Here is a 23,053-nt window from a genome sequence, read left to right on the forward strand (position 1 = left end):
CCAAGCGACAGATAACGAAACGGGCAACCAACGGCCCGGGGTGCTCGTCCTTCGACTAGACAACCGTGTCTGGGAAGGGCGAGCACCACCATGAGCTACGACGACGACTACTTCGACCAGCAGCCCCCGCGGCGCGGTTACGGTAGCGGCCGTCCGGAGCAGGTCGGCGCTCCGTACTCCCGCAACGATCCGTACCGGCCGCCGGCCTTCGACGAGTCCGCGGCCGACCCGTGGAGCCCGGGCGCGTCGGTTCCGGCGCAGACCGCCGCGTTCGCGGCCGGCCCGGCCGGCGCGACCGCCGTCCACGAGGCGGTCGGTGCCCAGGCGGCCGAGGGCACCGTCAATCCGGACCTCGACCTCGACGAGGTGGACCCCAAGGGGCGCAGCCGGCTGAACGCGAAGCGCCGGCGCGGCGCGAGGTCCGGTTCCGGCCGCAAGAAGAAAGTGCTGAAGTACACCGCACTGGGGACCGCGGGCGTGGTGGCCGCGGTCGTCGGGGTCGGCGTCTACGTCGTCGCCCACCTGGACAGCAACATCAAGCACACCTCCCTGCTGCCCACGGGGGTCACCCAGCAGGCCGAGGTGCCGGACAAGTTCGGCAACACGGCCATGAACATCCTGCTCATCGGCACCGACGCGCGGGTCTCCGCGGCCGACTGCAAGCTCGGCGGCGACTGTTCCTCGGGCGGCAGCGGCAACTCGGACGTGCTCATGGTGATCCACCTCTCGGCCGACCGCACCAACGCGACGATCATGTCCATACCCCGGGACACCGAGACCACGATCCCGGACTGCGGTTCCAACTCCTCGTACTACGGCATGATCAACTCCTCGCTGGCCTACGGCGCCTCCTGCACCGTCGCGACCGTGCACCAGCTCACCGGCCTGACGATCGACCACTACATGGAGGTCGACTTCTCCGGCGTAGTCACCATGTCGGACGCGCTCGGCGGCGTGCCGGTCTGCGTGACCAACAGCATGTACGACAAGGACTCCGGCCTGCGGCTGAGCGCCGGAACCACGACCATCGAGGGCAAGCAGGCGCTCGAGTTCGTGCGCACCCGGCACGGCTTCTACGACGGCTCCGACCTGGGCCGCGAGAAGGCCCAGCACATCTTCCTGTCGAACATGATCAGGCAGATCCGCTCGGAGGCCTCGTTCACCGACCTGGCGAACCTCTACTCGATCGCCGACGCGGCCACGAAGTCCCTGCAGGTGGACGACGGCCTGGCCGGCGTGACCAACCTGGTCGGGCTGTTCGACACGATGAACAAGGTGCCGACCAACCGGGTCACCTTCGTGACGATGCCCTGGGAGCTCGATCCGAACAACACCAACCGGGTGATCTGGAACGAGACCGAGGCCAAGCAGATGTTCGCGAACATCAAGAACGACGTGGCCTACTCCTCGTCCTCGACCAAGACCTCCTCCAGCTCGTCGAAGAGCGAGTCGGACAGCATCGCCAGCGTGGCCACGGCCGAGGCCGCCGCGTATACGACGGGCTCCGTCGAGCAGGCCTCCAGCGTGGTCACCTCCCAGGTCCACGCGCAGGTCCTCAACGGCACCGGGGTCTCCGGCCGCGCCTCGACGGTCGCGCAGGCCCTGGTCTCCAGCGGCTTCACCTCGTCCGACATCGGGACCGGCAACGCGAGCACCGCCTCCAAGACGGTCGTCTACTACCCCTCGGGCCGCTCCGACTCGGCCTCGGCGGTGGCGAACGCGCTGGGCATCCCGAGCTCGCAGGTCGAGGAGTCCTCGAACTACTCCGAGGTGACGGTCGTCGTCGGCACGGACTGGACGAGCGGCACGACGTACTCCTCGGCCGGCTCGTCCTCGTCCCCGAGCACCTCGGGGACGACCGCGGCGACGGCACCGAGCTCGTCCTCCCAGCTGAACGCGTCGACGACCGGGCAGTGCGTGCAGGTCGCCTCGGGCGACATCGTGGGCTGAATGGGAAGGCCATGGCGTCGATAGCATCGACGCCATGGCCGACTCACGCCCGCACGTCCTGCTCAGCTTCGCCGCGTCCCTCGACGGCTTCCTCGACGACGCCTCGCCGAACCGGCTGCTCCTGTCGAACGCCGCCGACTTCGACCGCGTCGACGCGGCACGCGCCGAGAGCGACGCGATCCTGGTCGGTGCCGGCACGATCCGCGCGGACAACCCGCGGCTTCTCGTCCGTTCGGCCGAACGGCGGGCCGAACGTACCTCGCTCGGTCTAGCGCCGAGCCCGCTGCGCGTCGTGCTCGGCGGCTCGCGCGGCATCGACCCGGCCGCCGCGGTGCTGACCGAGCCCGGCGCCGAGACGGTCGTGTACGAGGGCCGCCGCTCGCTTCCCGACGTGCTCGGCGACCTGGCGGAGCGCGGCGTGCGCAGGCTGATGGTCGAGGGCGGCTCGGCGGTTCTGACGGAGTTTCTGGCGGCGGACCTCGCCGACGAGATCCAGGTGGCCCACGCGCCCTTCCTCATCGGCGACGCCGCGGCGCCGCGCGCCTTCGGCCTGCCGGGCCCGGCGGGCTTCCCGCAGTCACCGGAACGGCGGATGCTGCTGGCCGAGTACCGCTCTCTGGGGGACGTGCTCTACGCGCGGTACCTCGTTCAGAGGAATGATTCGGATGAGGAGCTGCTCGGGTTGACGATCGAACTCTCCCGGTCCTGCCCGCCGGTGCTCAATGCGTACGCCGTCGGGGCGATCATCGTGGCCGAGGATGGCACGATCCTGAGTACCGGCTATTCGCGCGAACCGCTGTACGGGCTCGGCGACCCGTCGAAGAACCACGCCGAGGAGGTCGCGATCGCGAAGCTCGACCCGGCCGACCCGCGGCTGCGCTCGGCGACGATCTACACCTCCCTGGAGCCCTGCTCGCCGCGCGCCTCGCGCCCGCTGAGCTGCACCGATCACATCCTCGCCGCCGGCATCCCGCGGGTCGTGCTGGCGTATCGGGAGCCCGCGCTGCTCGCAGTGTGCGACGGCGCCGAGCGGCTGCGGGCGGCCGGGGTCGAGGTGGTCGAGCTGCCCGCGCTGGCGCCTGCCGTGCGCGAGGTGAACCGCAAGGTGCTCGCCCGGGGCTGAAGCATCGATATCGCTTCGATAAATACGACTAATCACCTGATTGGCAGGATTCGGGCACGTCGCAGAGGGCTACTACTTACGAAAGAGAGCGCACCCTTCTTCGACGTGGGGAGTCGGCAGTGTCCGTATCCGCGTTCCGCCGTTCCATACCCCTTCTCGCCGCGGGCTCCGCGGTGGCCGCCGTCGCGGTCACCGCCGCCCTGACGCCTCGTGACCCGGCCTCGGCCTCCCCGGCCGCCGCGACGTCCATCGCCGCGGCCCATACCGTGACCGACGCGAAGCCCCTGCTCGGCGCCGAGCTCGCTGCCTCCGCCCGGAAGGCCGTGGCCTCCGAGCAGGCTGCGGCGGCGGCCGCGAAGGCCAAGGCCGCGGCAGCCGCGCGGGCCGCGTACGAGAACTCGGCCGCCGGAAAGACCGCCGCGCTGCGCGCCGCGGGCGTGCCCTGCGACATCTACGCGGTCGCCTGCGTCTCGCTCTCCAAGCAGGAAGCCTGGCTGATGCGCGGTGGCAAGGTGGTCTACGGCCCGGTCAGAGTCGCCACCGGCCGGGCCGGCCTGCCGACGCCGGCCGGCGACTTCCATGTCTTCTACAAGGTCGTCAACGGCTGGTCCAACACGTACGACGCGCCGATGCCGTACAGCGTGTACTTCTACCGCGGCGACGCGTTCCACGAGGATCCCGTCACCGTCCGGTCGCACGGCTGCATACATCTGTCGCTGCACAACGCGGAGTACTTCTACCGTTTCCTCGGCTACGGCGACCTGGTCGAGATACGCGACTAGCCCGTACCCGATACTTGTAGGCATGGCCTACGAAGATCTCCGGTCCTTCCTCAAAGCCCTCGAGAAGGAGGGCGAGCTGCGCCGCGTGAGCGTCGAGGTGGACCCCTACCTCGAGGTCGGGGAGATCACCGACCGGGTGCAGAAGACCCGGGTGAACGGCGTGCCCGGGCCCGCCCTGCTGTTCGAGAACGTCAAGGGCTCGAAGCTGCCGCTCGCCATGAACGTGTTCGGCAGCGAGCGGCGGCTGTGCATGGCGCTCGGCCTGGACAGTCTGGATGAGATCGGCGAGCGGATCGCCGGGCTGCTCAGGCCCGAGCTGCCGCACGGCCTGTCCGGCTTCAAGGACGCGCTCGGCAAGGCGGCGCAGCTGCGGTCCGTGCCGCCGAAGCGGGTGAAGGGCGGCGCGCCGTGCCAGGAGGTCGTGCTGACCGGCGACGCCGTGAACCTCGACCTGCTCCCGGCGCTGCACACCTGGCCGCAGGACGGCGGCTCCTTCTTCAACCTGGGCCTGACGCACACCAAGCACCCCGAGACCGGCCTGCGAAACCTGGGCCTCTACCGTCTTCAGCGGCACGACGAGCGCACCATCGCCATGCACTGGCAGATCCACAAGGACTCGACGAACCACTACGCCGTCGCGCAGCGCCGCGGCGAGCGGCTGCCGGTCGCGATCGCATTCGGCTGCCCGCCGGTGGTGAGCTACGCGGCCACCGCGCCGCTGCCCGCCGACATCGACGAGTACCTGTTCGCCGGGTTCATCCAGCGCGAGCGGGTGGAGCTCGTCGACTGCAAGAGCGTCCCGCTGCAGGTCCCGGCGAACTGCGAGGTCGTCCTCGAGGGGTGGCTCGAGCCCGGCGTGATGCGGCCGGAGGGCCCCTTCGGCGACCACACCGGCTTCTACACGCCGGTCGAGCCGTTCCCCGCGCTCACGGTCACCACGATGACCATGCGCAAGAACGCCATGTTCCAGTCCATCGTTGTCGGGCGGCCGCCCACCGAGGACGGACCGCTCGGCAAGGCCACCGAGCGCTTCTTCCTGCCGCTGCTCAAGATGATCATCCCGGACATCGTGGACTACGACCTGCCGGAGACCGGCGGCTTCCACAACTGCGCGATCGTGTCCATCGACAAGCGCTTCCCCAAGCACGCGCAGAAGGTGATGCACGCGATCTGGGGCGCCGGCCTGATGTCGCTGACCAAGCTGATCGTGGTGGTGGACTCGGACTGCGACGTGCACGACTACGCCGAGGTGTCCTGGCGGGCCTTCGGCAACGTCGACTACGCCCGCGACCTGCTGCTCACCGAGGGCGCCGTGGACCACCTGGACCACGCCTCGTACCAGCAGTTCTGGGGTGGCAAGCTGGGCGTGGACGCGACCAGGAAGCTGCCCGAGGAGGGCTACACCCGCAACGGCGGCTGGCCGGAGATGATCGTCTCCGACCCGGCCACGGCCGCGAAGGTGGACCGGCGCTGGAAGGAGTACGGACTGTGACCGCCATGGAGGTGACGGCCCCGATCCCGGCCAAGGGCGTCGGCGGCAAGGCGAAGGCCTTCAAGAACCTGGTGCTGCTCGAGCACTCGGTCTTCGCCCTGCCCTTCGCGTACATCGCGGCGCTGACGGCGATGTTCACCGTGTCGAAGTCCGTGCACTGGCGCCAGCTGCTCATCGTGACGATCGCGATGGTCGGCGCGCGGAGTTTCGCCATGGCCGTGAACCGGATCATCGACCGCGAATTCGACGCCAGGAACCCGCGCACCGCGAAGCGCGAGCTCGTCACCGGCGTGCTGTCCGTGAAGACGGCCTGGATCGGCGCCGTCATCGCCCTCGCGGTCTTCCTCGGCGCCGCGGCCGAGCTCAACTGGCTCTGCTTCTGGCTGGCCCCCGTCGCCGCCGTGCCGCTGATCGTCTACCCCTACGGCAAGCGCTTCACGAACGTCCCGCACGCGCTGCTCGCGCTCGCCCAGGCGATCGGCCCGATCGGCGCCTGGATGGCCGTGACCGGCCGCTGGAGCTGGGACGCGGTGGTGCTCGGCGTGGCCGTCGGCATCTGGATCGGCGGCTTCGACCTGATCTTCGCGCTGCAGGACATCGAGACCGACCGGGACCAGGGCCTCGGCTCGGTCCCGGCGCGCTGGGGCGTCGCCGTCGCGCTCACCGGGGCCCGGGTCGCGCACGTCGCGACCACCCTGCTGTTCGTCTGGTTCGGGCTGCTGACCCACGCCGGCGTCTTCTGGTGGCTCGGCGTCGCGGTCGTCGCCTGCGCTTTCACCTACGAGCACTCATTGCTCAGCCCGACCGATCTCTCCCGGCTCAACCGCGCGTTCTTCACCGTGAACGGATTCGTCGGCATCGCGCTGTTCTGCTTCGCCCTGGCCGATCTCGCGGTCCGCGGGATCTCGCCGTGACCGGCGAGGGGCGGCGGCCTTGGGTGGTGGGGATCTCGGGGGCCTCGGGGACGCCGTACGCGCTGGCCGCGATCGGGGCGCTGCTGGACGGCGGCGAGGAGGTTGACCTGGTGGTGAGCCGGGCGGCGCGGCTGACGATCCTGGACGAGACGGGGATCTCCTTCCGCGACTCGCACTGGCGCGAGGACCTCGCGGCGCTGCTGGACTGGAAGCCGTCCGACCCGCGGCTGGACGCGGTGCGGTACTGGACGGCCGGGGACTTCGCGGCGGGACCGTCCTCGGGCAGCTATCCGGCGCGCGGGATGCTGGTGATCCCGGCGACGGCGGCCGCGGTGGCGGGGATCAGCATCGGCCTGTCCAAGGACCTGCTGCAGCGGGCCGCCTCCGTCAACCTGAAGGAACGTCGGCCGCTCGTCCTCGTGGTGCGCGAGGCGCCGCTGGCCTCGACCACCCTGGAGCAGCTGCTCACGCTCAGCCGGGAGGGGGCGGTGATCCTGCCCGCGTCGCCCGGCTTCTACGCGGGCGGCCAGAGCGTGCAGCGGCTGGTGGACTTCGTCGCGGGCAAGGCGCTGGACGCGCTCGGCGTCGAGCACTCGCTGCTGCGCCGCTGGAACGGGCAACTGGGGGAGCAGCGCGGGTAACCGAGTGGGACTGTGCACGCGTTTGCATGTAGTGTCCGGGGCTTGGGAAGAGGTCGGTAACCTGTGCGGCGCGAGGCGGGTGGGCCACCGCGCACAAGTCGGAAGGCGGATGCAACAGTGGACGCGGTCGACCGCACCCTGGTGGAGGCGCTGCGCGCCAACGGGCGGGCCACCTACGCGGAGCTGGCGCGGCTGGTGGGCCTGTCCGGGCCGAGTGTGACCGACCGGATCAACCGGCTGGAGCAGGCCGGCGTGATCACCGGCTACCGCGCGGCGGTGGATCCGAGCACGCTGGGGCTCGGCGTGACCGCGCTGATCGGGGTGCTGCTCTCGGACGCCGCCGACCTGGACGACGTCGCCCGGCGGCTCAAGGACGTCCCGGAGATCGAGGACTGCTGGTTCGTCGCCGGCGAGGAGTCCTTCGTGCTCAAGGTGCGGGCGGGCGATCCGGTCGGCCTGGAGAAGATCATCGGCAGGCTCGGCCGGATCCGCGGCGTGGCCCGCACCCGGACCACGATCGCCCTGTCGACCAAGTGGGAGGCCCGGCAGATCCCGATCCCGGCGGAGGATTGATTGCGGAGCGGCCGCGGGATGTGGGCCCGCTCCCTGATCCGGCCCCCATCCCGCGGTCGCTCCCTCGCCCCGGCGTACGCTGGTCCAGGTAACTGCCGCGTAGCTGGGAGAAGGAGCGGGCCGTGGACGTCGGACTCAAGCGGGAACTCGAAGCAAAGGTGTTCGCGGGGGAGCGCCTGAGCCGCGAGGACGGCGAGGCCCTCTACGCCTGCGACGATCTGGCCTGGCTCGGCTCGCTGGCGCACCACGTGCGCACGGCGAAGAACGGCGACAAGGTCTTCTTCAACGTCAACCGGCACCTGAACATGACGAACGTGTGTTCAGCTTCCTGCGCGTACTGCTCTTTCCAGCGCAAGCCCGGGGAGAAGGACGCCTACACGATGCGCATCGAGGAGGCCGTCCGCCTGGCCAAGGCCATGGAGCCGGACGGCATCACCGAGCTGCACATCGTCAACGGGCTGCACCCGACGCTGCCGTGGCGCTACTACCCGAAGTCCATCAGCGAGCTGAAGGCCGTGCTGCCGGGCGTCTCGATCAAGGCGTTCACCGCCACCGAGATCCACTGGTTCGAGAAGATCTCCGGGCTGAGCGCGGACGAGATCCTCGACGAGCTGATCGACGCCGGGCTCGAGTCGCTGACCGGCGGCGGCGCGGAGATCTTCGACTGGGAGATCCGGCAGCAGATCGTGGACCACGCGACCCACTGGGAGGACTGGTCGCGCATCCACCGGCTCGCGCACGGCAAGGGCCTGCGCACCCCCGCGACGATGCTCTACGGCCACATCGAGCAGCCGCGGCACCGCGTCGACCACGTGCTCCGGCTGCGCGAGCTGCAGGATGAGACCAACGGCTTCGCGGTCTTCATCCCGCTGCGCTTCCAGCACGACTTCCACGACTCGAAGGACGGCAAGCAGCGCAACCGGCTGATGAACCAGCCGATGGCGACCGGCGCCGAGGCGCTCAAGACCTTCGCCGTCTCCCGGCTGCTGCTGGACAACTTCGACCACGTGAAGTGCTTCTGGGTGATGCACGGCCTCGGCACGGCCGGCCTGTCGCTGAACTACGGCGTGGACGACCTCGACGGCTCGGTCGTCGAGTACAAGATCACCCACGACGCCGACGATTTCGGCACCCCGAACAAGATGTCCAGGGACAGCCTGCTCGACCTGATCAGGGACGCCGGCTTCACTCCGGTCGAGCGCAACACCCGCTACGAGGTGGTGCGCGAGTTCCCGGGGCCGGACACCGAGCGCCGCGAGTCCCCGCAGTCGATGGTGTTCGCCGAGTAGCGGATGGCTATGCGTCACCGGGTGGTCGCGCATTGTTCCACGTGAAACATCATGCATAGCACGGCAGTTTTATGCGAGAATGGTTCGCATGACGCTGCAATTCGAGGTGGACCCGGAGCTGACCGAGCAGCTCCGGGCCGAGATCGTGGCCTGCTGGACGGATGTCACCAACGCGGGCGGGGCCGTCGGCTTCGTGCCCCCGGTCGCCATGGACGATGTGCTGCCGACGGCCGAGAAGCAGTTCGCCGGAGTCCTGGCCGGCCAGGCCCGGCTGGTCGTCGGCCGCGTCGCCGCGGGGGAGCAGGCGGGCCGGCTGGCCGCGCTCGCCTTCCTGGTCGGCGGTGACTTCGCCTTCACGGCGCACTGGCAGACCGTGCGAAGGGTCATGGTGCACCCGGACTTCCAGGGCGAGGGCTACGGCTACGCGCTGATGGCCGAGATCGCCGCCGTGGCCCGCGAGTCGGGGCTCGAGCTGCTGCTGCTGGACTGCCGCGGCGGCACCGGCGCCGACCTGTTCTACAAGAAGTGCGGCTACGAGGAGTACGGCCGGCTGCCGAAGGCCCTCAAACTCCCTGGTCGCACGGAGGACGGCGAGGGCGCGACGCCTTACCGGGACCGCATCCTCATGGCTCTGGAGCTGTGAGGTACCGTGAATCCGTGAGTGCGAACAATGAGCCCGTGCAGCAGACCCCGCAGCGAATCCCGCATGCCACCCTGCGTTACACGACGCTGCGGCTCGGGCTCTTCCTGGTCGCGCTGGTCGTGATGTGGGGCGTCGCGAAGCTGGCCGGGATGGACCTGAGTACCGACACGAACCGGCTGATCCTGCTGGCCGTCGCGCTGCTGCTGTCCAGCTCCGTGTCCTTCTTCGCCCTCTCCAAGTACCGTGACGCCATGTCGGCCGGGCTGGTGGCCCGATCCCAGCGGCTGAGCCGGAAGATCCAAGACTCCGCGTCCTTCGAGGACGAGGAGCAGGACGCGTGACGGCCGGGTCGACCGGTCCGGTACGCAAGCCCCGCGTCGGCCACATCCAGTTCCTCAACTGCATGCCGATCTACTGGGGCCTGGTGCATTCCGGCGCCCTGCTCGACATCGAGCTCGTCAAGGACAGCTCGGAGCGGCTCGGGGAGCGGCTGGTCGCGGGTGAGCTGGATATCGCGCCGATCCCGCTCGCGCACTTCCTCAAGCACAGCGAGGACCTCGTCGTGCTCGAGGGCCCGGCGGTCGGCTGCGACGGCCCGGTGATGTCCTGCAACCTGATCTCGCAGGTGCCCTTCGAGGAGCTCGACCGGCAGCGGGTCGCCCTCGGCTCCACCTCGCGCACCACGGTTCAGCTCGCCCGGCTGCTGCTGCGCGAGCGGTTCCACGTGGCACCCGAGTACTTCACCTGCCCGCCGGATCTCAGCCTGATGATGCAGGAGGCCCCCGGCGCCGTGCTCATCGGCGACCCGGCGCTGCGGGCCGCGCTCATCGACGTGCCCCGGCACGGGCTGCACATGCTCGACCTCGGACAGGCCTGGAAGGACTGGACCGGCCTGCCGATGGTCTTCGCCGTCTTCGCTGTCCGCCGCGCCTACCTGGCCGAGCACCCGGACCTGGTGCGCGAGGTGCACCAGGGCTTCCTGCGCTCCGTCGAGATGGCGGTCAACGAGGTGGACAAGGTGGCCGCGCAGGTCGCCCGCTGGGAGGTGTTCGACGCCGCCGAGCTCGAGAAGTACTACACCACCCTCGACTTCTCCTTCGGGCCGCGCCACCTGGCCGGCGTCCGGGAGTTCGCCCGCCAGATCAGCGGGCAGATCGACATCGATCCCGACGTGCGGATCGACGTCCTCGGTGCCGATGCGTAGGGTGGACTGACATGACTGAGGTGTTGGAGCGCGCCGCGGCCGGCGGCCGGATCAGCGAAGAGGAAGCCCTCGAGCTCTACCGGCACGCGCCGCTGCACGAGCTGGGCCAGGCCGCGGACGCCGCGCGCCGCGCGAAGCTGCCCTACCTGGCGGACACCGCCACGTACATCATCGAGCGCAACATCAACTACACCAACGTCTGTGTGACGGCGTGTAAGTTCTGTGCGTTCTACGTCGCGCCCAAGTCGCCCGACGGCTGGTCGCGCGACCTCGACGAGATCCTGCGCCGCTGCGGCGAGACCGTCGAGCTCGGCGGGACGCAGATCATGTTCCAGGGCGGGCACCACCCGGACTACGGCGTCGAGTACTACGAGCGCGCCTTCTCCGCGATCAAGGAGCGGTACCCGGAGCTGGTCATCCACTCCCTCGGCGCCTCCGAGATCCAGCACATGGCGAAGGTCTCCGGCGTCTCCATCGAGGAGGCGATCACCCGGATCAAGGACGCCGGCCTCGACTCGCTGGCCGGCGCGGGCGCCGAACTGCTGCCCGAGCGGCCGCGGAAGGTCATCGCGCCGCTCAAGGAGAGCGGCGAGCGCTGGCTGGAGATCATGGAGACGGCGCACAAGCGCGGCCTGGAGTCGACCTCGACGATGCTGATGGGCACCGGCGAGACCAACGCCGAGCGCATCCGGCACCTGGCGATGATCCGCGACGTGCAGGACCGCACCGGCGGCTTCCGCGCGTTCATCCCGTACACCTACCAGCCGATGAACAACCACCTCAAGGGCCGCACGCAGACCACGACCCTCGAGTACCTGCGGCTGATCGCGGTCGCGCGGCTGTTCCTGCACAACGTCAACCACATCCAGGGCTCGTGGCTGACCACCGGCAAGGAGGCCGGCCAGCTGAGCCTGCACTACGGCGCGGACGACCTCGGCTCGGTCATGCTCGAAGAGAACGTGGTGTCCTCCGCCGGGGCGCGCCACCGCTCGAACCGCAGCGAGCTGATCCACCTGATCCGCACAGCCGGACGCGTTCCGGCCCAGCGCAGCACCACCTACGAGCTCCTCGCGGTGCACACCGACCCCGCGGACGATCCGGTCGACGACCGGGTGCGTTCGCACATCGCCTCCACCGCGCTGACCGTCGTCGACTAAAGTCTTCGGCCATGCAGACCCTCCACAGCGCGCCGATAGTCCTGCCCGTCTCCACGGACCCGATCGGCGACGGAGCGGTGCTCGTCGACGGCGATCGCGTCCAGGCCGTGGGCCCGCGGGCAGAACTCGTCAAAGCCCACCCCGGCGTCCGGGAGCGGGCGTGGTCCGGCGTGCTGACGCCGGGTCTGGTCAACGCGCACGCGCACCTGCAGTACACCGACTTCGAGGAGCTCAACTCGCTCGACCAGCCGTTCCACGTGTGGATCGGCAGGATGATCGAGAAGCGCGCCACCTTCACCGACGCGATGTGGGGCGAGTCCACCCGGCGCGGCCTGCACCTGATGCTGCGCTCCGGGATCACCTCCGTCGCCGACATCGTCACCGACCCGGCCGGCGTGCTGCCGCCCACCGCGCGCAGCGGAATCGGCGGCGTGTCGTACATCGAGATCGTGTTCGAGGACGCGCGCAGCTGGTCCGACTCGGGCCGTGCGCGGCTGCTGGAGCGCCTCGCGTCCGGCCCGGCCTCCCGGACCCTCGGAATCTCCCCGCACACGCCCTACACGGTCGCCACGGCCGTCTTCGCGGACTGCGTCGCCATAGCCCGGGACAAGGGTCTGCGACTGCACCCGCACGTCGCCGAGGCGCCCGCCGAGTCGGAGTACGTACTCACCGGCACCGGCCCGTTCGCGGAGAGCATGACGAAGGCCGGCAAGGCGATGGAGCTGATCCGCGACGGCGGCAGCGGCCTGAGCCCCGTGCAGTTCCTCGACAAGCTCGGCGTCTTCGGCCCCGACATGCACGCCGCGCACTGCGTGCACTGCGATCCGGCCGACCGCCACGTCCTGCGCGAGCGCGGCGTCTACGCCGCCCTGTGCGCCCGCTCCAACAAGATCCTGCAGTCCGGCCGGCCCCCGGTCGCCGACTACCTGCGCGAGGACTCCCCCTTCGGCATCGGCACCGACTCGCTCGCCTCGAGCCCGTCCCTCGACCTGCTCGAGGAAGCCGCCGCCCTGCGCGCCCTGGCCGTGACCCAGGGCTACACCGAAGCCGACCTCGACCGCCGCATCTTCGAGGCCGCCACCCTCGGCGGCGCCGGCGCCATGGGCCTGACCGACGTCGGCCGCCTCGAGCCCGGCTCCCGCGCGGACCTCGCCGTCTTCGCCCTGCCCGATCTCGCCTCCGTCACCCCGGCCACCGCCTACGGCGCCCTGCTCGACGCCGCGTCCACCGGTGCCCACAGGTGCCTCGGCACGATCCTCGGCGGCACGATCGTCCACCGGGGCTAGCTGCGTGGTCTTTATGCCGCGACCGGGGTCATGTCGATCTCGCAGTGCGGGTGCCGGTCAGAGGAGCTGCTGGTCTGAGCGCGCTGACTCAAAGAGTCACCTACCAGGCCTAACCATGTCAGGATACGAAGTATGGGTTTCTTCGACTCCTTTGCACCGCCGATTCCTCCGCAACGGCCGCGCCGCCCCCGGCTACCGCCGTGGCGGGGACCGCAGCGCAATATCCTGCCCGTCGCGCTGCCGGTGGACGTCCTACTCATCCGCAACGAAACGAAGGCGGTCTACGTCAACGGCTTCGACGTCTATCCGTATGGTTTCGCCTTCACTGTCACCACTGTGGTCCACACGCCCGGCAGTGACGCGGTACGCAGACAGCCGGTGCCTTTTCCGCGCACGGCGAATCCGTTCGCCGGACTCTCGCCCCGCGGCGGCGAACCTCCCACGCCCGAGGAGATCGAACAGGCATTCCGTGTCGGCGTGCGCTACTCCGACGGCCGGGCCTGCGAGGTGGAAGGGCGTGGCAGAAGGTCCGGCGAGACGCGGCCGCCCGAGCAGCCGCTGGTCAGCCTCACCTCAGGCCACGGGAGCGAAAGCGAGTGGACGCAGGGGCTTTGGGTCTGGGGCATCCCCGCGACCGGCGATCTCGAGTTGACCTACCGTTGGCCGGCCGAACAGGCCCGCGAGTCCCTCGTCCTTCTCGACGGCGATCTGCTGCGCGACGCGGCCGCACACGCCGTCACGCTCTGGGACGAACCCCAAGACGAAGGAGACGGCGATGCACGCGGCTGAAGAAATCGGACGGACCGTTCCCACCACGATCGCGTGGAACAAGGTCCTGGCCGACACGACCGAGATCGTCTTGTTCGCGCCGAGACTGCAGGTGTACCGGTCGCTGTTCCGCATCGCGATCGCCGGTCGGTTGCGGCCTACAGCGTCCGCCGAGGCCGCGCAGCGTTTCTCCGGGGTGCAGGCCAGCGGCAACCCGTACGCGCTCACCGCCGAGGACCTGGCCCGGGGACTTCGGTTGGGCGTGCAGTTCGCCGACGGACGCCGGGCAGCGCTGGAGCGACGTGCGGGCGTGTTGCCCTCCGGTGGGCCCCTTGAGCCTGGCCCCCTGATCTCGACCAGCAGGGCCTCGAGCGACGAGGGCGTGTTCGACTGGGAGATCGTCGTCACCGCGATCCCGCAGGCCGGTCCGGTCAAGCTGTACTACCAGTGGCTCGACCTCGGGATCGGCGAATCGATGGCCGAGATCGACGGCGATGTCCTGCGTGATGCCGCGGACCGAAGCAGCGAGCTCTGGGCCGCAGATCACACGTGACACCGAACGCGTGGTGACTCTCGATTTCCTCGAAGGAAGCGTCCAGCGGTCATACCGACGTGTCACCGCCCTCTCGCGCGTGACATCTCCGTTGGGGCCTGCAGTGGGTCATCTCGATGACAGAGGTGGAGAGGACGGTTACGACATCGAATTCGGTTCTTCCCGGACTCACTGCGTTGTGTCAGTGGTGCTGGGTAGCTCGCGCAGGGGCGGGTAGTAGAGGACCTCGACGAACATGATGCGGCCGTGGACGACGTCGAGCACGATCATGCCGCTGTGGTCGTTGTTGCTGAACAGCGGGATGTTGCTGTGGCCGGGCCCGTATGCGCCGTCGGGTTTGGGCGCGGTGTAGAAGCTCTGGCAGAAGTCGTCTTTGCATGGGCACCGGGCGATAATGCGCAGGTCGTAAGCGCAGACGGCGAGGTCGGTGTGTCCTTCGGCTTCGAGTAGTGAGACCAGTTCCGCCGAGAAGTCGGGATGTATCTCGCGTAGCAGCGGTGCCGGTCCGCCATCTGCGCCCAGGATGTGCGGTGGGATCCGCCAGTAGGTCGGGCGCCACCAGTACAGCACGGTGCGGTCGGGTGGCCATGGCCGTGTCGGTTCGCCGACCGGCTCGAACGCGTGCAGCGAGCTTGGCTCGATGAGGTACCAGTCAGGGTCGAGGGGTTCGGCTGCGGTGGCAGGACGGGCACGAGCGGCGCGTCGTTGCTCACTGGCGCCGAAGGACTTGAAGTTCTGCTGGGCGTCGATGAGGGACGGCTTGTTCGCGCCGCCGGTGTAACTCGGCCACCGGAGTTGGACAAGGTCGTCCTCCCAAATGCACACGGGGCAGATCTCGTAGGAGCCGGGCGGCTCGTCGAAGACAAGGTATCCGCAGCACGGGCAGGGGAATCCGTGCTCGCCAGATTCGGCCCGGTTAGCTTGAGCAGAGCACACGGCGGAATCCTGCCTGGCGCCCAGCCATTTCACCAGGGGTTTTCACGCCGCTGTGGGCAGGGGACCGAGTCCCGGCCCGGGCGCCGCACTTTCTGCAGCCATCGACGAATGAGCAGGCCGGCGAGTTCCGCGTCGTGCCTACGCCGTGCCGCGGTGGGGATGACGATGCCGCCGTACCGTGTCGGGGCGACGATTACGGCATGCCGCAGTGAGGGGGACGACGCCGCCGTACCGCGGTCGGGGTGATCTCGGCACGAGGCGACGACTACGCCGTGCCGCGGTGGAGGGTGACGATGCCGCCGGTCAGGTCGCGCCAGGCGACCTTGGACCAGCCGGAGGCCTGGATCAGGGTGGCGAGGCCGCGCTGGTCGGGCCAGGCGCGGATGGACTCGGCGAGGTAGACGTAGGCCTCGGGGTTGCTGGCGACCTTGTTGGCGATCGCCGGGAGCGCGCGCATCAGGTACTCGAGGTAGACCGTGCGCAGCGGTGCGAGGGTGGGGTGCGAGAACTCGCAGACCAGCAGGCGGCCGCCGGGCTTGGTGACGCGGTGCAGTTCGCGCAGGGCGGCGGTGGTGTCCTCGACGTTGCGCAGGCCGAAGGAGATGGTGACCGCGTCGAAGGTGCCGTCGCGGAAGGGGAGCTTGGTCGCGTCGCCGGCGACGAAGTCGAGGTAGGGGTTGCGCTTGCGGCCGACCTCGAGCATGCCCAGCGAGAAGTCGCAGGCCACGACGCTCGCACCGGCCTGCTGGAAGGGGAGCGAGGACGTTCCCGTCCCGGCGGCGAGGTCGAGCACCCGCTCTCCGGGCCGGGCGTCCACGGCCTGGGCCACGGCCCGCCGCCACAGCCGGGTCTGGCCCAGCGACAGCAGGTCGTTCGTCAGGTCGTAGCGCTCGGCTACTCCGTCGAACATCTCCGCAACCTCGCGCGGCTTCTTGGCCAACGACGCTCTGCTCATGGTCCTATCCTGGCACCTTCGGGTAGGTGTATGGGCAAAGGGGCTCGATATGGTGTCGCGTCGATTGGCTGTGGGGGCCCTGACCTGCGTACTCCTGCTCGCGGCCGGATGCACGGGAGGTTCGGGCGGCGGCACGCCGGCCTCGGCGTCCCCCGATCAGGGCTCTGCGGGGACCGCGGCGGGCACCGCGGCGGCGAGCGCCGCGTCGGCGTCGGGGATCGACGTGGCGGCGGAGAACGCGAAAGCCGGCGACCGGTCGTGGCAGATCGACGAGAACGCGCTCGGCGCGCAGGACGCGATCGAGGGCTACACGAACCTCGCCTCCGTCGCTCCGGGACAGTCCTTCAAGCTGTACGTCTCGACGACGGCCTCCTCGTTCACCGCGACGGCCTACCGGATCGGCTACTACGGCGGCGCCGACGGCACGAAGGTGTGGGGGTCGGCCCCGACGAAGGGCGTCCATCAGACGGCGCAGTCCTTCGATTCGTCCACTCGTACGGTCGAATGCGACTGGCAGCCCTCGATGACCGTGGACACCTCCGGCTGGGTGCCGGGGGAGTACCTGATCAAGCTCGTCTCCTCGGCCGGGAACCAGCGCTACGTGCCGCTGCTCGTGCACTCGACCTCGACCGCCGGAAAGGTCGTGCTGGTCGCCGGGATCACGACGTGGCAGGCGTACAACACGTGGGGCGGCTACTCGCTCTATCAGGGTGCGAACGGCGGCTACTCCAGCCGGGCGTACGCGGTGTCCTTCGACCGGCCGTACATCGACCCGGACGAGCCGGAGGGCGACGGACTGTTCTTCCCCTTCGACCGGGCGCTCGTCTCCTTCGCCGAGCAGCACGATCTGCCGGTCGCCTACGAGACCGACCTGGAGTTGGAGACGAGCCCGCAGCTGTTCGACGGCGCGCGGGCGATCGTCTCGGACGGGCACGACGAGTACTACTCCGCGGCCATGCGCACGACGCTGACGGACGCGCGGGACCAGCACGGCACGAACCTCGCCTTCCTCGGCGCGAACTCGATCTTCCGGCACATCCGGTGGGGGTCGACGCAGCTCGGCTCCGACCGCCTGGTGATCTGCTACAAGGACTACTCGATCGACCCGCTCGCCTCGACCAACCCGTCCGACACCACGCAGGAGTGGCGCTATGCCCCCGACCCGCGGCCGGAGAACGCGCTGACCGGCTCGCTCTACCAGTGCAATCCGGTCGACGCCGCGTACGTGGTGTACGACCCGAAGAACTGGATCTTCGCCGGGACCGGCGTCACCCAGGGCACGTCGTTCTCCGGACTCGTCGGGCCCGAGTACGACCGGGTCGTCGACATCGGGACGACCCCGCATCCGATCGAGGTGCTCAGCCATTCGCCGCTGACCTGCCAGGGGAGCGGCAGCTATCAGGAATCCTCGTACTACACGGTCGCGTCCGGCGCCGGAGTGTTCGACGCGGGCACGATGCGCTGGGAGTGCGCGCTCGGCTCCCAGTGCTCCGCGCACTTCGGCTCGGCCGCGCGGCAGTTCGTGCGCACGGCGACGCTGAACCTGCTGACGGCCTTCGCGCAGGGGCCGGCCGGCCGGACGCACCCGGCGCAGGACAACACCGCGGCCGACGGCGTGCCGAACGGCGAGGGCCTCGGCATCGATTAATCCGGCTCTCAGAAGTAATGAATATGTCTTACAAATAGGGCGATTAGAACTGGTGCGTGCCATCGCCAGTTCGCCGAAGGCTGCTGATCGGAGCAGGTATCGTTCTGCTCGCCGCGCTGCTCACCCGGGTCGCGTGGACCGAGCCGACGCTTTCCGACGGTTCCAACACCATCCTCGAGGGATGGGATTTCGCGCACGGCGACGTGCTTCTGCACGGCTGGATCCTCTCCGACGTCTCCTTCTACGCGCTGGAAATCCCGGTCGCGGCATTCAGCGCGGTAGCCCTCGGCGGGAGTTCGGCGGCGGTGCATCTGACGGCTGGTCTGGTCTACACGCTCGTGGTCGCGTGCACGCTCTGGTGCCTGCGCGACCGCGCGCCGCGCTGGACGCTCGCGCTCGCCGTGCTGCTCGTGCCGCTGTCCGACGCAGTGGCGCGGAAGGCGCTGATCTCCGGTGTGGACCACCTCGGCTCAAGCGTCTTCATCCTGCTCGCGACGCTGATCGTGGAGCGGCTTCGCGACCGTTGGTGCGCAGCGTGGCTGCTTCTGCTACTCCTCGCGGTCGGCGAGGTGAGCGACGGCTTCGTCACGTACGTCGGAGTGTGCGCCGTGATCGGGCTCTGCTGCTGGCAGATGCTCGCCGAACGCCGCCTGGCCTGGGACTATCCGAGGTTCATCGCGGCGGCGCTGCTCTCGGTGCCCGCGGCCCGTCACTTACGCAGCGAGCTGCGGCACCTCGGCGCGTACGCGATGTCCTCGCCGAACACAGTCATCTCGCCGCGCTCCGAATGGATGGCGCACCTGCGCAGCACGTGGTTCGGACTCCGCGTGCTGCTCGGGTTCGGGCAGGTCGGCAGCGGCTTCGCGCGGCTGTGCGAGCTGGCGCTCGGCTGGTCGCTGCTCGTGCTGATCGTCCTCGGCGGGAGCAGAACCCTGTGGCATTGGCGCACGAGCCGGGAGCCGCAGCGGATCGCCGTGCTGCTCGTGCCGGGCGCGCTGCTCGCCTACCTGCTCTCCGAGCAGTCGTCCATCGCGGGCAACGCCTTCGATCTCGCCGGGATGCTGCCGTTCTGCGCGCTGCTGGCGGCCGAGGCGCCTCCGGGCCGATGGGCCGTCGGACGCGGGGCGGTGCGCTTCGCGGCCGGTGCGATGACGGCCTCGGCCGTGGTCTTCGCCGTCGCCCAACCGGCCGCTGCGACTGACTCGTCCGGCCTCATAGCCCGACTGCGCGCACTCCATCTGAGCTACGGAATCAGTGATTACGGGACCGCGTCGTCGACCACTGTGGACTCGGACCTCGAGGTCGCCGTGCGCGCGGTGGTCTGGAACGGCGGCGGATTCGACGTGTACGGCTGGGAGACCAGGACGCCCTGGTACAGCGCTGCGACGCACGACGCGCGGTTCTTCGTCACCTCACCCGGCGGCACGACTCCGGCGGAGGTCGAGTCGGCGTTCGGGCGCCCCGCGGCGATGTACCGGATAGACGAGTACGAGGTACTTGTCTATTCCTACAACCTGCTGACCCGGGTCGAGCCGTCCGCGCTGCCCACCGGCTGATAGAGCCGACAATCCCTCCGGCTAGACTTCCGATGTGCAGAGCTTGAGCGAGAACCAGGCCGATGTCATCGTCGTCGGCGCCGGACCGGCGGGGTCGACGACCGCCTACCACTTGGCGCAGGCGGGGCTCGACGTCCTGCTGCTGGAGAAGACCGCGTTCCCGCGCGAGAAGATCTGCGGCGACGGGCTCACCCCGCGCGCCGTCACCCAGCTGGTGCGGATGGGCATCGACACCTCCGAGTCCAACGGCTGGCTGCACAACAAGGGCTTGCGCATCCTGGCCGGCGGCGTGACGCTCACGCTGGACTGGCCCGAACTGGCCGCGCACCCGAACTACGGGCTCGTCCGGCCGCGCGCCGACTTCGACGAGCTGCTGGCCAGGCAGGCGCGCAAGGCCGGCGCCCGGGTGCTGGAGAACTGCAACGTCACCGGGCCGATCCTGGACCCGCGCACCTCGCGGATCACCGGCGTGACCGCGAAGCTCGGCCCGGAGAAGACCGAGACCGAGTTCCGCGCCCCGCTCGTGGTCGCCGCCGACGGCAACTCGACCCGGCTGTCCATCGCCATGGGCCTGCACAAGCGCGAGGACCGGCCGATGGGCGTGGCCTACCGCGCGTACTACAAGAACCCGCGGCACAACGACGACTACCTCGAGTCCTGGCTGGAGCTGTCCGACGCCAAGAACCCCGACCGGCTGCTGCCCGGCTACGGCTGGATCTTCGGCATGGGCGACGGCACCTCGAACATCGGCCTCGGCATCCTGGACACCTCCAAGGCCTTCGGGCACGTGGACTACCGGGACATGATGCGCCGCTGGCTGGCGAGCACCCCCGAGGAGTGGGAGCTGACCGAGGAGAACCGGACCTGCCCGATCCGCGGCGCCGCGCTGCCGATGGGCTTCAACCGCAAGCCGCACTACACCCGCGGCCTGCTGCTGGTCGGCGACGCGGGCGGCATGGTCAACCCGTTCAACGGCGAGGGCATCCCGTACGCGATGGAGTCCGGCGAGCTGGCCGCGCGGGTGATCGCCCAGGCCAACGCGCGCACCGGCACCTACGCGCGGGAGCTGGCGCTGTCCGACTACCCGCGGATCCTGGGCGAGACCTACGGCGGCTACTACACGCTCGGCCGGCTGTTCGTGAAGCTGATCGGCAACCCGAAGGTCATGCAGCTGGCCACCCAGCGCGGCCTGTCGCACCCGATGCTGATGAAGTTCACCCTCAAGCTGCTCGCCAACCTGACCGACCCGCGCGGCGGGGACGCGATGGACCGGATCATCAACGGCATCGCCAAGGTCACCCCCCGCGCTTAGGCACCCGCAGCCGCGGGAAAGTCCCCTTCGTCCCGGTTCGGGATGGAGGGGACTTTTTGTCGTCGCGGCGCCTTCCGGGCGCGGAGATCGGCTTCTACTGTAGGTAGAGAGCCGAAGTCAAAGCGATCTCACGGGTTGGATCATGCGCGGGCGGATCACCCGAAGGATTGTGACCGCACTCACAAGCCGAGATCATCACGAAATGTCCGGCTCGTGATCGACGATCATTTCGGATCTATCCGATTGCGGATGGCCTGGGCGTGACACAGATCACGAAGCGCGATGCGGCCCGTGAGGACTACGTTACGGATCAGGCGGAGAAGACTTCATCGGGCCGTGGCGGACATCACATCTGACGCGGCGTAGGATGTCCGCGAGCAAGGCACGGATGCGGCAAAAGATCACAGTCCCAGGCGAATGGAGCGTGACGCGGCGGCACCCGCCGAGTCGGGCTTGTGAATTCCTTCACGAGGAGCAAGGGAGGTGGCGGCGCCAATGGACACCTACGTCCCGGTGCTGATCCTCGGCCTGATCGCGGGAGGCTTCGCGGTCTTCTCGGTCATCATGGGCGCGATGACCGGCCCGAAGCGGTATAACCGGGCCAAATACGACAGCTACGAGTGCGGCATCGAACCCACCCCGCAGCCGGTCGGCGGTGGCCGCTTCCCGGTCAAGTACTACCTGACCGCGATGCTCTTCATCGTCTTCGACATCGAGATCGTCTTCCTCTACCCCTGGGCCGTGGCGTTCGACTCGCTCGGCTGGTTCGGGCTCGCGGAGATGTTCCTTTTCATCCTCACCGTCTTCGTCGCCTACGCCTACGTCTGGCGGCGCGGCGGACTCGAGTGGGACTAGGAGGTCCTGGATCCAGATGGGTATCGAGGAGAAGGTCCCCAGCGGCTTCCTGCTCAGCACGGTGGAGGGGCTCGCCGGCTACATGCGCAAGGGCTCGCTCTGGCCGGCCACCTTCGGCCTGGCGTGCTGCGCCATCGAGATGATGGCCACCGGCGCCGGCCGCTACGACCTGGCCCGCTTCGGCATGGAGGTCTTCCGCGCCTCGCCGCGGCAGGCCGACCTGATGATCGTGGCCGGCCGGGTCAGCCAGAAGATGGCGCCGGTGCTGCGGCAGATCTACGACCAGATGCCGAACCCCAAGTGGGTGCTCTCGATGGGGGTCTGCGCCTCCTCCGGCGGCATGTTCAACAACTACGCGATCGTGCAGGGAGTCGACCACGTCGTGCCGGTCGACATCTACCTGCCGGGCTGCCCGCCGCGGCCGGAGATGCTGATGGACGCGATCATCAAGCTGCACGAGGAGATCCAGAAGACCCCCCTCGGCGTGGACCGCGTCGCCGCGGCGCGCGCGGCGGAGGAAGCGGCCCTCAAGGCGCTCCCGACGATCGAGATGAAGGGGCTGCTGCGCCCATGAGCGAGCTTGCGAGCGAATCAACGTGGGCGGCGCGTGCGCGAAGCGCCCACCGGGCACCGGCGAGGTGGCGATGAGCGAGAATCTTCCGGAGCCGGTGCAGCCCGCGCGGCCGGAGCTGCCGCAGCCGCTCGCCGAGCAGGCGGCCGAGATCGTCGCCGTCCGCCGCGGCATGTTCGGCGGCAGCGGGTCCAGCGGCGACACCTCGGGCTACGGCCGGCTGGTGCGCACCATCGAGTTCCCCGGCCAGTCGCCGCGGCCGTACGGGGGCTACTTCGACGAGGTGGAGAACGAGCTGTTCGGCGCGCTCGACGAGCGCGACCTGGCGCCGGAGGCCGCGATCGAGAAGGTCGTGGTGCACCGCGGGCAGCTCACCTTCCACGTGCGCCGCGAGCACCTGCTCGAGGTCGCCAGGACCCTGCGCGACGATCCGGCGCTCAGATACGAGCTCTGCCTCGGCGTCTCCGGGGTGCACCTGCCGGGCGACACCGGCCGCGAGCTGCAGATCCTGGTGCCGCTGCTGTCGATCACGCACAACCGCCGGGTGCACCTGGCCGTCAGCTGCCCGGACGAGGACCCGCACATCCCCTCGCTGACCCCGGTCTACCCGGCGACGGACTGGCACGAGCGGGAGGCCTGGGACATGTTCGGCATCGTCTTCGACGGCCACCCGGCCCTCACCAGGATCCTGATGCCGGACGACTGGCCCGGGCACCCGCAGCGCAAGGACTACCCGCTCGGCGGCATCCCCGTCGAGTTCAAGGGCGCGCAGATCCCCTCCCCGGACCAGCGCAGGAGCTACCGATGACTCTCACTGCGAACGATGGCCCCCGCCCCGACGCGAT

Annotated in this window: 23 protein-coding genes; 21 read left to right on the forward strand and 2 right to left on the reverse strand. The window is 69.4% G+C overall.

Annotation, left to right across the window (positions count from 1 at the left end):
- The first annotated feature begins 90 nt into the window (after window positions 1–90).
- From KDK95_RS13955 to KDK95_RS14025, 15 genes are all read left to right on the forward strand, one after another.
- Entirely contained in the window at window positions 91–1,950 is a 1,860-nt protein-coding gene (locus KDK95_RS13955; RefSeq protein WP_212518564.1) for an LCP family protein, read from the forward strand.
- 34 nt (window positions 1,951–1,984) lie between these two features.
- Complete coding sequence (locus KDK95_RS13960) at window positions 1,985–3,073, forward strand: dihydrofolate reductase family protein (protein ID WP_212518565.1); 1,089 nt, start codon at window positions 1,985–1,987, stop codon at window positions 3,071–3,073.
- Window positions 3,074–3,192: 119 nt separating this feature from the next.
- On the forward strand, window positions 3,193–3,855 hold the full coding sequence (locus KDK95_RS37690) for a L,D-transpeptidase (RefSeq protein WP_212518566.1): 663 nt from the start codon (window positions 3,193–3,195) through the stop codon (window positions 3,853–3,855).
- A 22-nt stretch (window positions 3,856–3,877) separates the two neighbouring features.
- Entirely contained in the window at window positions 3,878–5,347 is a 1,470-nt protein-coding gene (locus tag KDK95_RS13970) for a menaquinone biosynthesis decarboxylase (protein ID WP_212518567.1), read from the forward strand.
- Window positions 5,348–5,352: 5 nt separating this feature from the next.
- Window positions 5,353–6,261: a menaquinone biosynthesis prenyltransferase MqnP gene (gene mqnP / locus KDK95_RS13975; protein WP_212518596.1), complete on the forward strand. Its 909-nt coding sequence runs from the start codon at window positions 5,353–5,355 to the stop codon at window positions 6,259–6,261.
- Entirely contained in the window at window positions 6,258–6,902 is a 645-nt protein-coding gene (locus tag KDK95_RS13980) for a UbiX family flavin prenyltransferase (RefSeq protein WP_212518568.1), read from the forward strand. The genes mqnP and KDK95_RS13980 overlap by 4 nt, the downstream gene beginning before the upstream one ends.
- A 117-nt stretch (window positions 6,903–7,019) precedes the next feature.
- Window positions 7,020–7,475, forward strand: coding sequence for an Lrp/AsnC family transcriptional regulator (locus KDK95_RS37695; protein ID WP_212518569.1), 456 nt, complete (start codon window positions 7,020–7,022; stop codon window positions 7,473–7,475).
- Window positions 7,476–7,597: 122 nt separating this feature from the next.
- Window positions 7,598–8,764, forward strand: a complete 1,167-nt coding sequence (gene mqnE, locus KDK95_RS13990) for an aminofutalosine synthase MqnE (protein WP_212518570.1) — start codon at window positions 7,598–7,600, stop codon at window positions 8,762–8,764.
- A gap of 88 nt (window positions 8,765–8,852) precedes the next feature.
- Window positions 8,853–9,407 carry a GNAT family N-acetyltransferase gene (locus KDK95_RS13995; protein WP_212518571.1) on the forward strand — a complete coding sequence of 185 codons (555 nt, stop codon included), beginning with the start codon at window positions 8,853–8,855 and terminating at the stop codon, window positions 9,405–9,407.
- Window positions 9,408–9,421: 14 nt separating this feature from the next.
- Window positions 9,422–9,748 carry a DUF4229 domain-containing protein gene (locus KDK95_RS14000; protein ID WP_212518572.1) on the forward strand — a complete coding sequence of 109 codons (327 nt, stop codon included), beginning with the start codon at window positions 9,422–9,424 and terminating at the stop codon, window positions 9,746–9,748.
- Window positions 9,749–9,810: 62 nt separating this feature from the next.
- A complete protein-coding gene (locus KDK95_RS14005; protein WP_212518597.1) occupies window positions 9,811–10,611 on the forward strand; it encodes a menaquinone biosynthetic enzyme MqnA/MqnD family protein in 801 nt (266 codons plus the stop codon).
- A gap of 11 nt (window positions 10,612–10,622) precedes the next feature.
- Entirely contained in the window at window positions 10,623–11,768 is a 1,146-nt protein-coding gene (mqnC, locus tag KDK95_RS14010; RefSeq protein WP_212518573.1) for a cyclic dehypoxanthinyl futalosine synthase, read from the forward strand.
- Between the two features lie 11 nt (window positions 11,769–11,779).
- A complete protein-coding gene (locus KDK95_RS14015) occupies window positions 11,780–13,054 on the forward strand; it encodes an amidohydrolase family protein (RefSeq protein WP_212518574.1) in 1,275 nt (424 codons plus the stop codon).
- A 132-nt stretch (window positions 13,055–13,186) separates the two neighbouring features.
- A complete protein-coding gene (locus tag KDK95_RS14020) occupies window positions 13,187–13,843 on the forward strand; it encodes a hypothetical protein (RefSeq protein WP_212518575.1) in 657 nt (218 codons plus the stop codon).
- Entirely contained in the window at window positions 13,830–14,375 is a 546-nt protein-coding gene (locus KDK95_RS14025) for a hypothetical protein (protein ID WP_212518576.1), read from the forward strand. The genes KDK95_RS14020 and KDK95_RS14025 overlap by 14 nt, the downstream gene beginning before the upstream one ends.
- A 168-nt stretch (window positions 14,376–14,543) precedes the next feature.
- Here the strand turns inward: KDK95_RS14025 and KDK95_RS14030 are convergent, their stop codons facing one another.
- Both KDK95_RS14030 and KDK95_RS14035 read right to left on the reverse strand, forming a co-directional pair.
- The gene (locus tag KDK95_RS14030; RefSeq protein ID WP_212518577.1) at window positions 14,544–15,344 is read right to left on the reverse strand and encodes a CPCC family cysteine-rich protein; all 801 of its coding nucleotides are present in this window, start codon (window positions 15,342–15,344) and stop codon (window positions 14,544–14,546) included.
- A 232-nt stretch (window positions 15,345–15,576) separates the two neighbouring features.
- Window positions 15,577–16,266 (reverse strand): demethylmenaquinone methyltransferase, encoded by a 690-nt coding sequence (locus tag KDK95_RS14035; protein WP_212518578.1) that lies wholly within the window; start codon window positions 16,264–16,266, stop codon window positions 15,577–15,579.
- A 70-nt stretch (window positions 16,267–16,336) separates the two neighbouring features.
- Here KDK95_RS14035 and KDK95_RS14040 point away from each other — a divergent pair, with 70 nt between their 5' ends.
- The 6 genes from KDK95_RS14040 (at window position 16,337) to KDK95_RS14065 (ending at window position 23,016) form a co-directional block, all read left to right on the forward strand.
- On the forward strand, window positions 16,337–17,914 hold the full coding sequence (locus KDK95_RS14040; protein WP_307844353.1) for a N,N-dimethylformamidase beta subunit family domain-containing protein: 1,578 nt from the start codon (window positions 16,337–16,339) through the stop codon (window positions 17,912–17,914).
- Between the two features lie 56 nt (window positions 17,915–17,970).
- Complete coding sequence (locus KDK95_RS14045) at window positions 17,971–19,470, forward strand: hypothetical protein (protein ID WP_212518580.1); 1,500 nt, start codon at window positions 17,971–17,973, stop codon at window positions 19,468–19,470.
- Between the two features lie 34 nt (window positions 19,471–19,504).
- Entirely contained in the window at window positions 19,505–20,782 is a 1,278-nt protein-coding gene (locus tag KDK95_RS14050) for a geranylgeranyl reductase family protein (RefSeq protein ID WP_307844351.1), read from the forward strand.
- A 495-nt stretch (window positions 20,783–21,277) separates the two neighbouring features.
- Window positions 21,278–21,637 (forward strand): NADH-quinone oxidoreductase subunit A, encoded by a 360-nt coding sequence (locus tag KDK95_RS14055; RefSeq protein ID WP_212518581.1) that lies wholly within the window; start codon window positions 21,278–21,280, stop codon window positions 21,635–21,637.
- Between the two features lie 16 nt (window positions 21,638–21,653).
- The gene (locus tag KDK95_RS14060) at window positions 21,654–22,211 is read left to right on the forward strand and encodes a NuoB/complex I 20 kDa subunit family protein (RefSeq protein WP_212518582.1); all 558 of its coding nucleotides are present in this window, start codon (window positions 21,654–21,656) and stop codon (window positions 22,209–22,211) included.
- Window positions 22,212–22,281: 70 nt separating this feature from the next.
- Entirely contained in the window at window positions 22,282–23,016 is a 735-nt protein-coding gene (locus tag KDK95_RS14065; protein ID WP_212518583.1) for an NADH-quinone oxidoreductase subunit C, read from the forward strand.
- Window positions 23,017–23,053: the final 37 nt, after the last annotated feature.

The organism is Actinospica acidithermotolerans (assembly GCF_018139625.1).
Classification (GTDB): domain Bacteria; phylum Actinomycetota; class Actinomycetes; order Streptomycetales; family Catenulisporaceae; genus Actinospica; species Actinospica acidithermotolerans.

Excerpts from the sequence above, each read along its gene's own strand:
- KDK95_RS13955 (WP_212518564.1), top strand. The coding sequence starts at position 91 with ATGAGCTACGACGACGACTACTTCGACCAGCAGCCCCCGCGGCGCGGT.
- KDK95_RS13960 (WP_212518565.1), top strand. The coding sequence starts at position 1,985 with ATGGCCGACTCACGCCCGCACGTCCTGCTCAGCTTCGCCGCGTCCCTC.
- KDK95_RS13970 (WP_212518567.1), top strand. The coding sequence starts at position 3,878 with ATGGCCTACGAAGATCTCCGGTCCTTCCTCAAAGCCCTCGAGAAGGAG.
- mqnP (WP_212518596.1), top strand. The coding sequence starts at position 5,353 with ATGGAGGTGACGGCCCCGATCCCGGCCAAGGGCGTCGGCGGCAAGGCG.
- KDK95_RS13995 (WP_212518571.1), top strand. The coding sequence starts at position 8,853 with ATGACGCTGCAATTCGAGGTGGACCCGGAGCTGACCGAGCAGCTCCGG.
- KDK95_RS14005 (WP_212518597.1), top strand. The coding sequence starts at position 9,811 with ATGCCGATCTACTGGGGCCTGGTGCATTCCGGCGCCCTGCTCGACATC.
- mqnC (WP_212518573.1), top strand. The coding sequence starts at position 10,623 with ATGACTGAGGTGTTGGAGCGCGCCGCGGCCGGCGGCCGGATCAGCGAA.
- KDK95_RS14015 (WP_212518574.1), top strand. The coding sequence starts at position 11,780 with ATGCAGACCCTCCACAGCGCGCCGATAGTCCTGCCCGTCTCCACGGAC.
- KDK95_RS14020 (WP_212518575.1), top strand. The coding sequence starts at position 13,187 with ATGGGTTTCTTCGACTCCTTTGCACCGCCGATTCCTCCGCAACGGCCG.
- KDK95_RS14025 (WP_212518576.1), top strand. The coding sequence starts at position 13,830 with ATGCACGCGGCTGAAGAAATCGGACGGACCGTTCCCACCACGATCGCG.
- KDK95_RS14035 (WP_212518578.1), bottom strand. The coding sequence starts at position 16,266 with ATGAGCAGAGCGTCGTTGGCCAAGAAGCCGCGCGAGGTTGCGGAGATG.
- KDK95_RS14055 (WP_212518581.1), top strand. The coding sequence starts at position 21,278 with ATGGACACCTACGTCCCGGTGCTGATCCTCGGCCTGATCGCGGGAGGC.
- KDK95_RS14060 (WP_212518582.1), top strand. The coding sequence starts at position 21,654 with ATGGGTATCGAGGAGAAGGTCCCCAGCGGCTTCCTGCTCAGCACGGTG.
- KDK95_RS14065 (WP_212518583.1), top strand. The coding sequence starts at position 22,282 with ATGAGCGAGAATCTTCCGGAGCCGGTGCAGCCCGCGCGGCCGGAGCTG.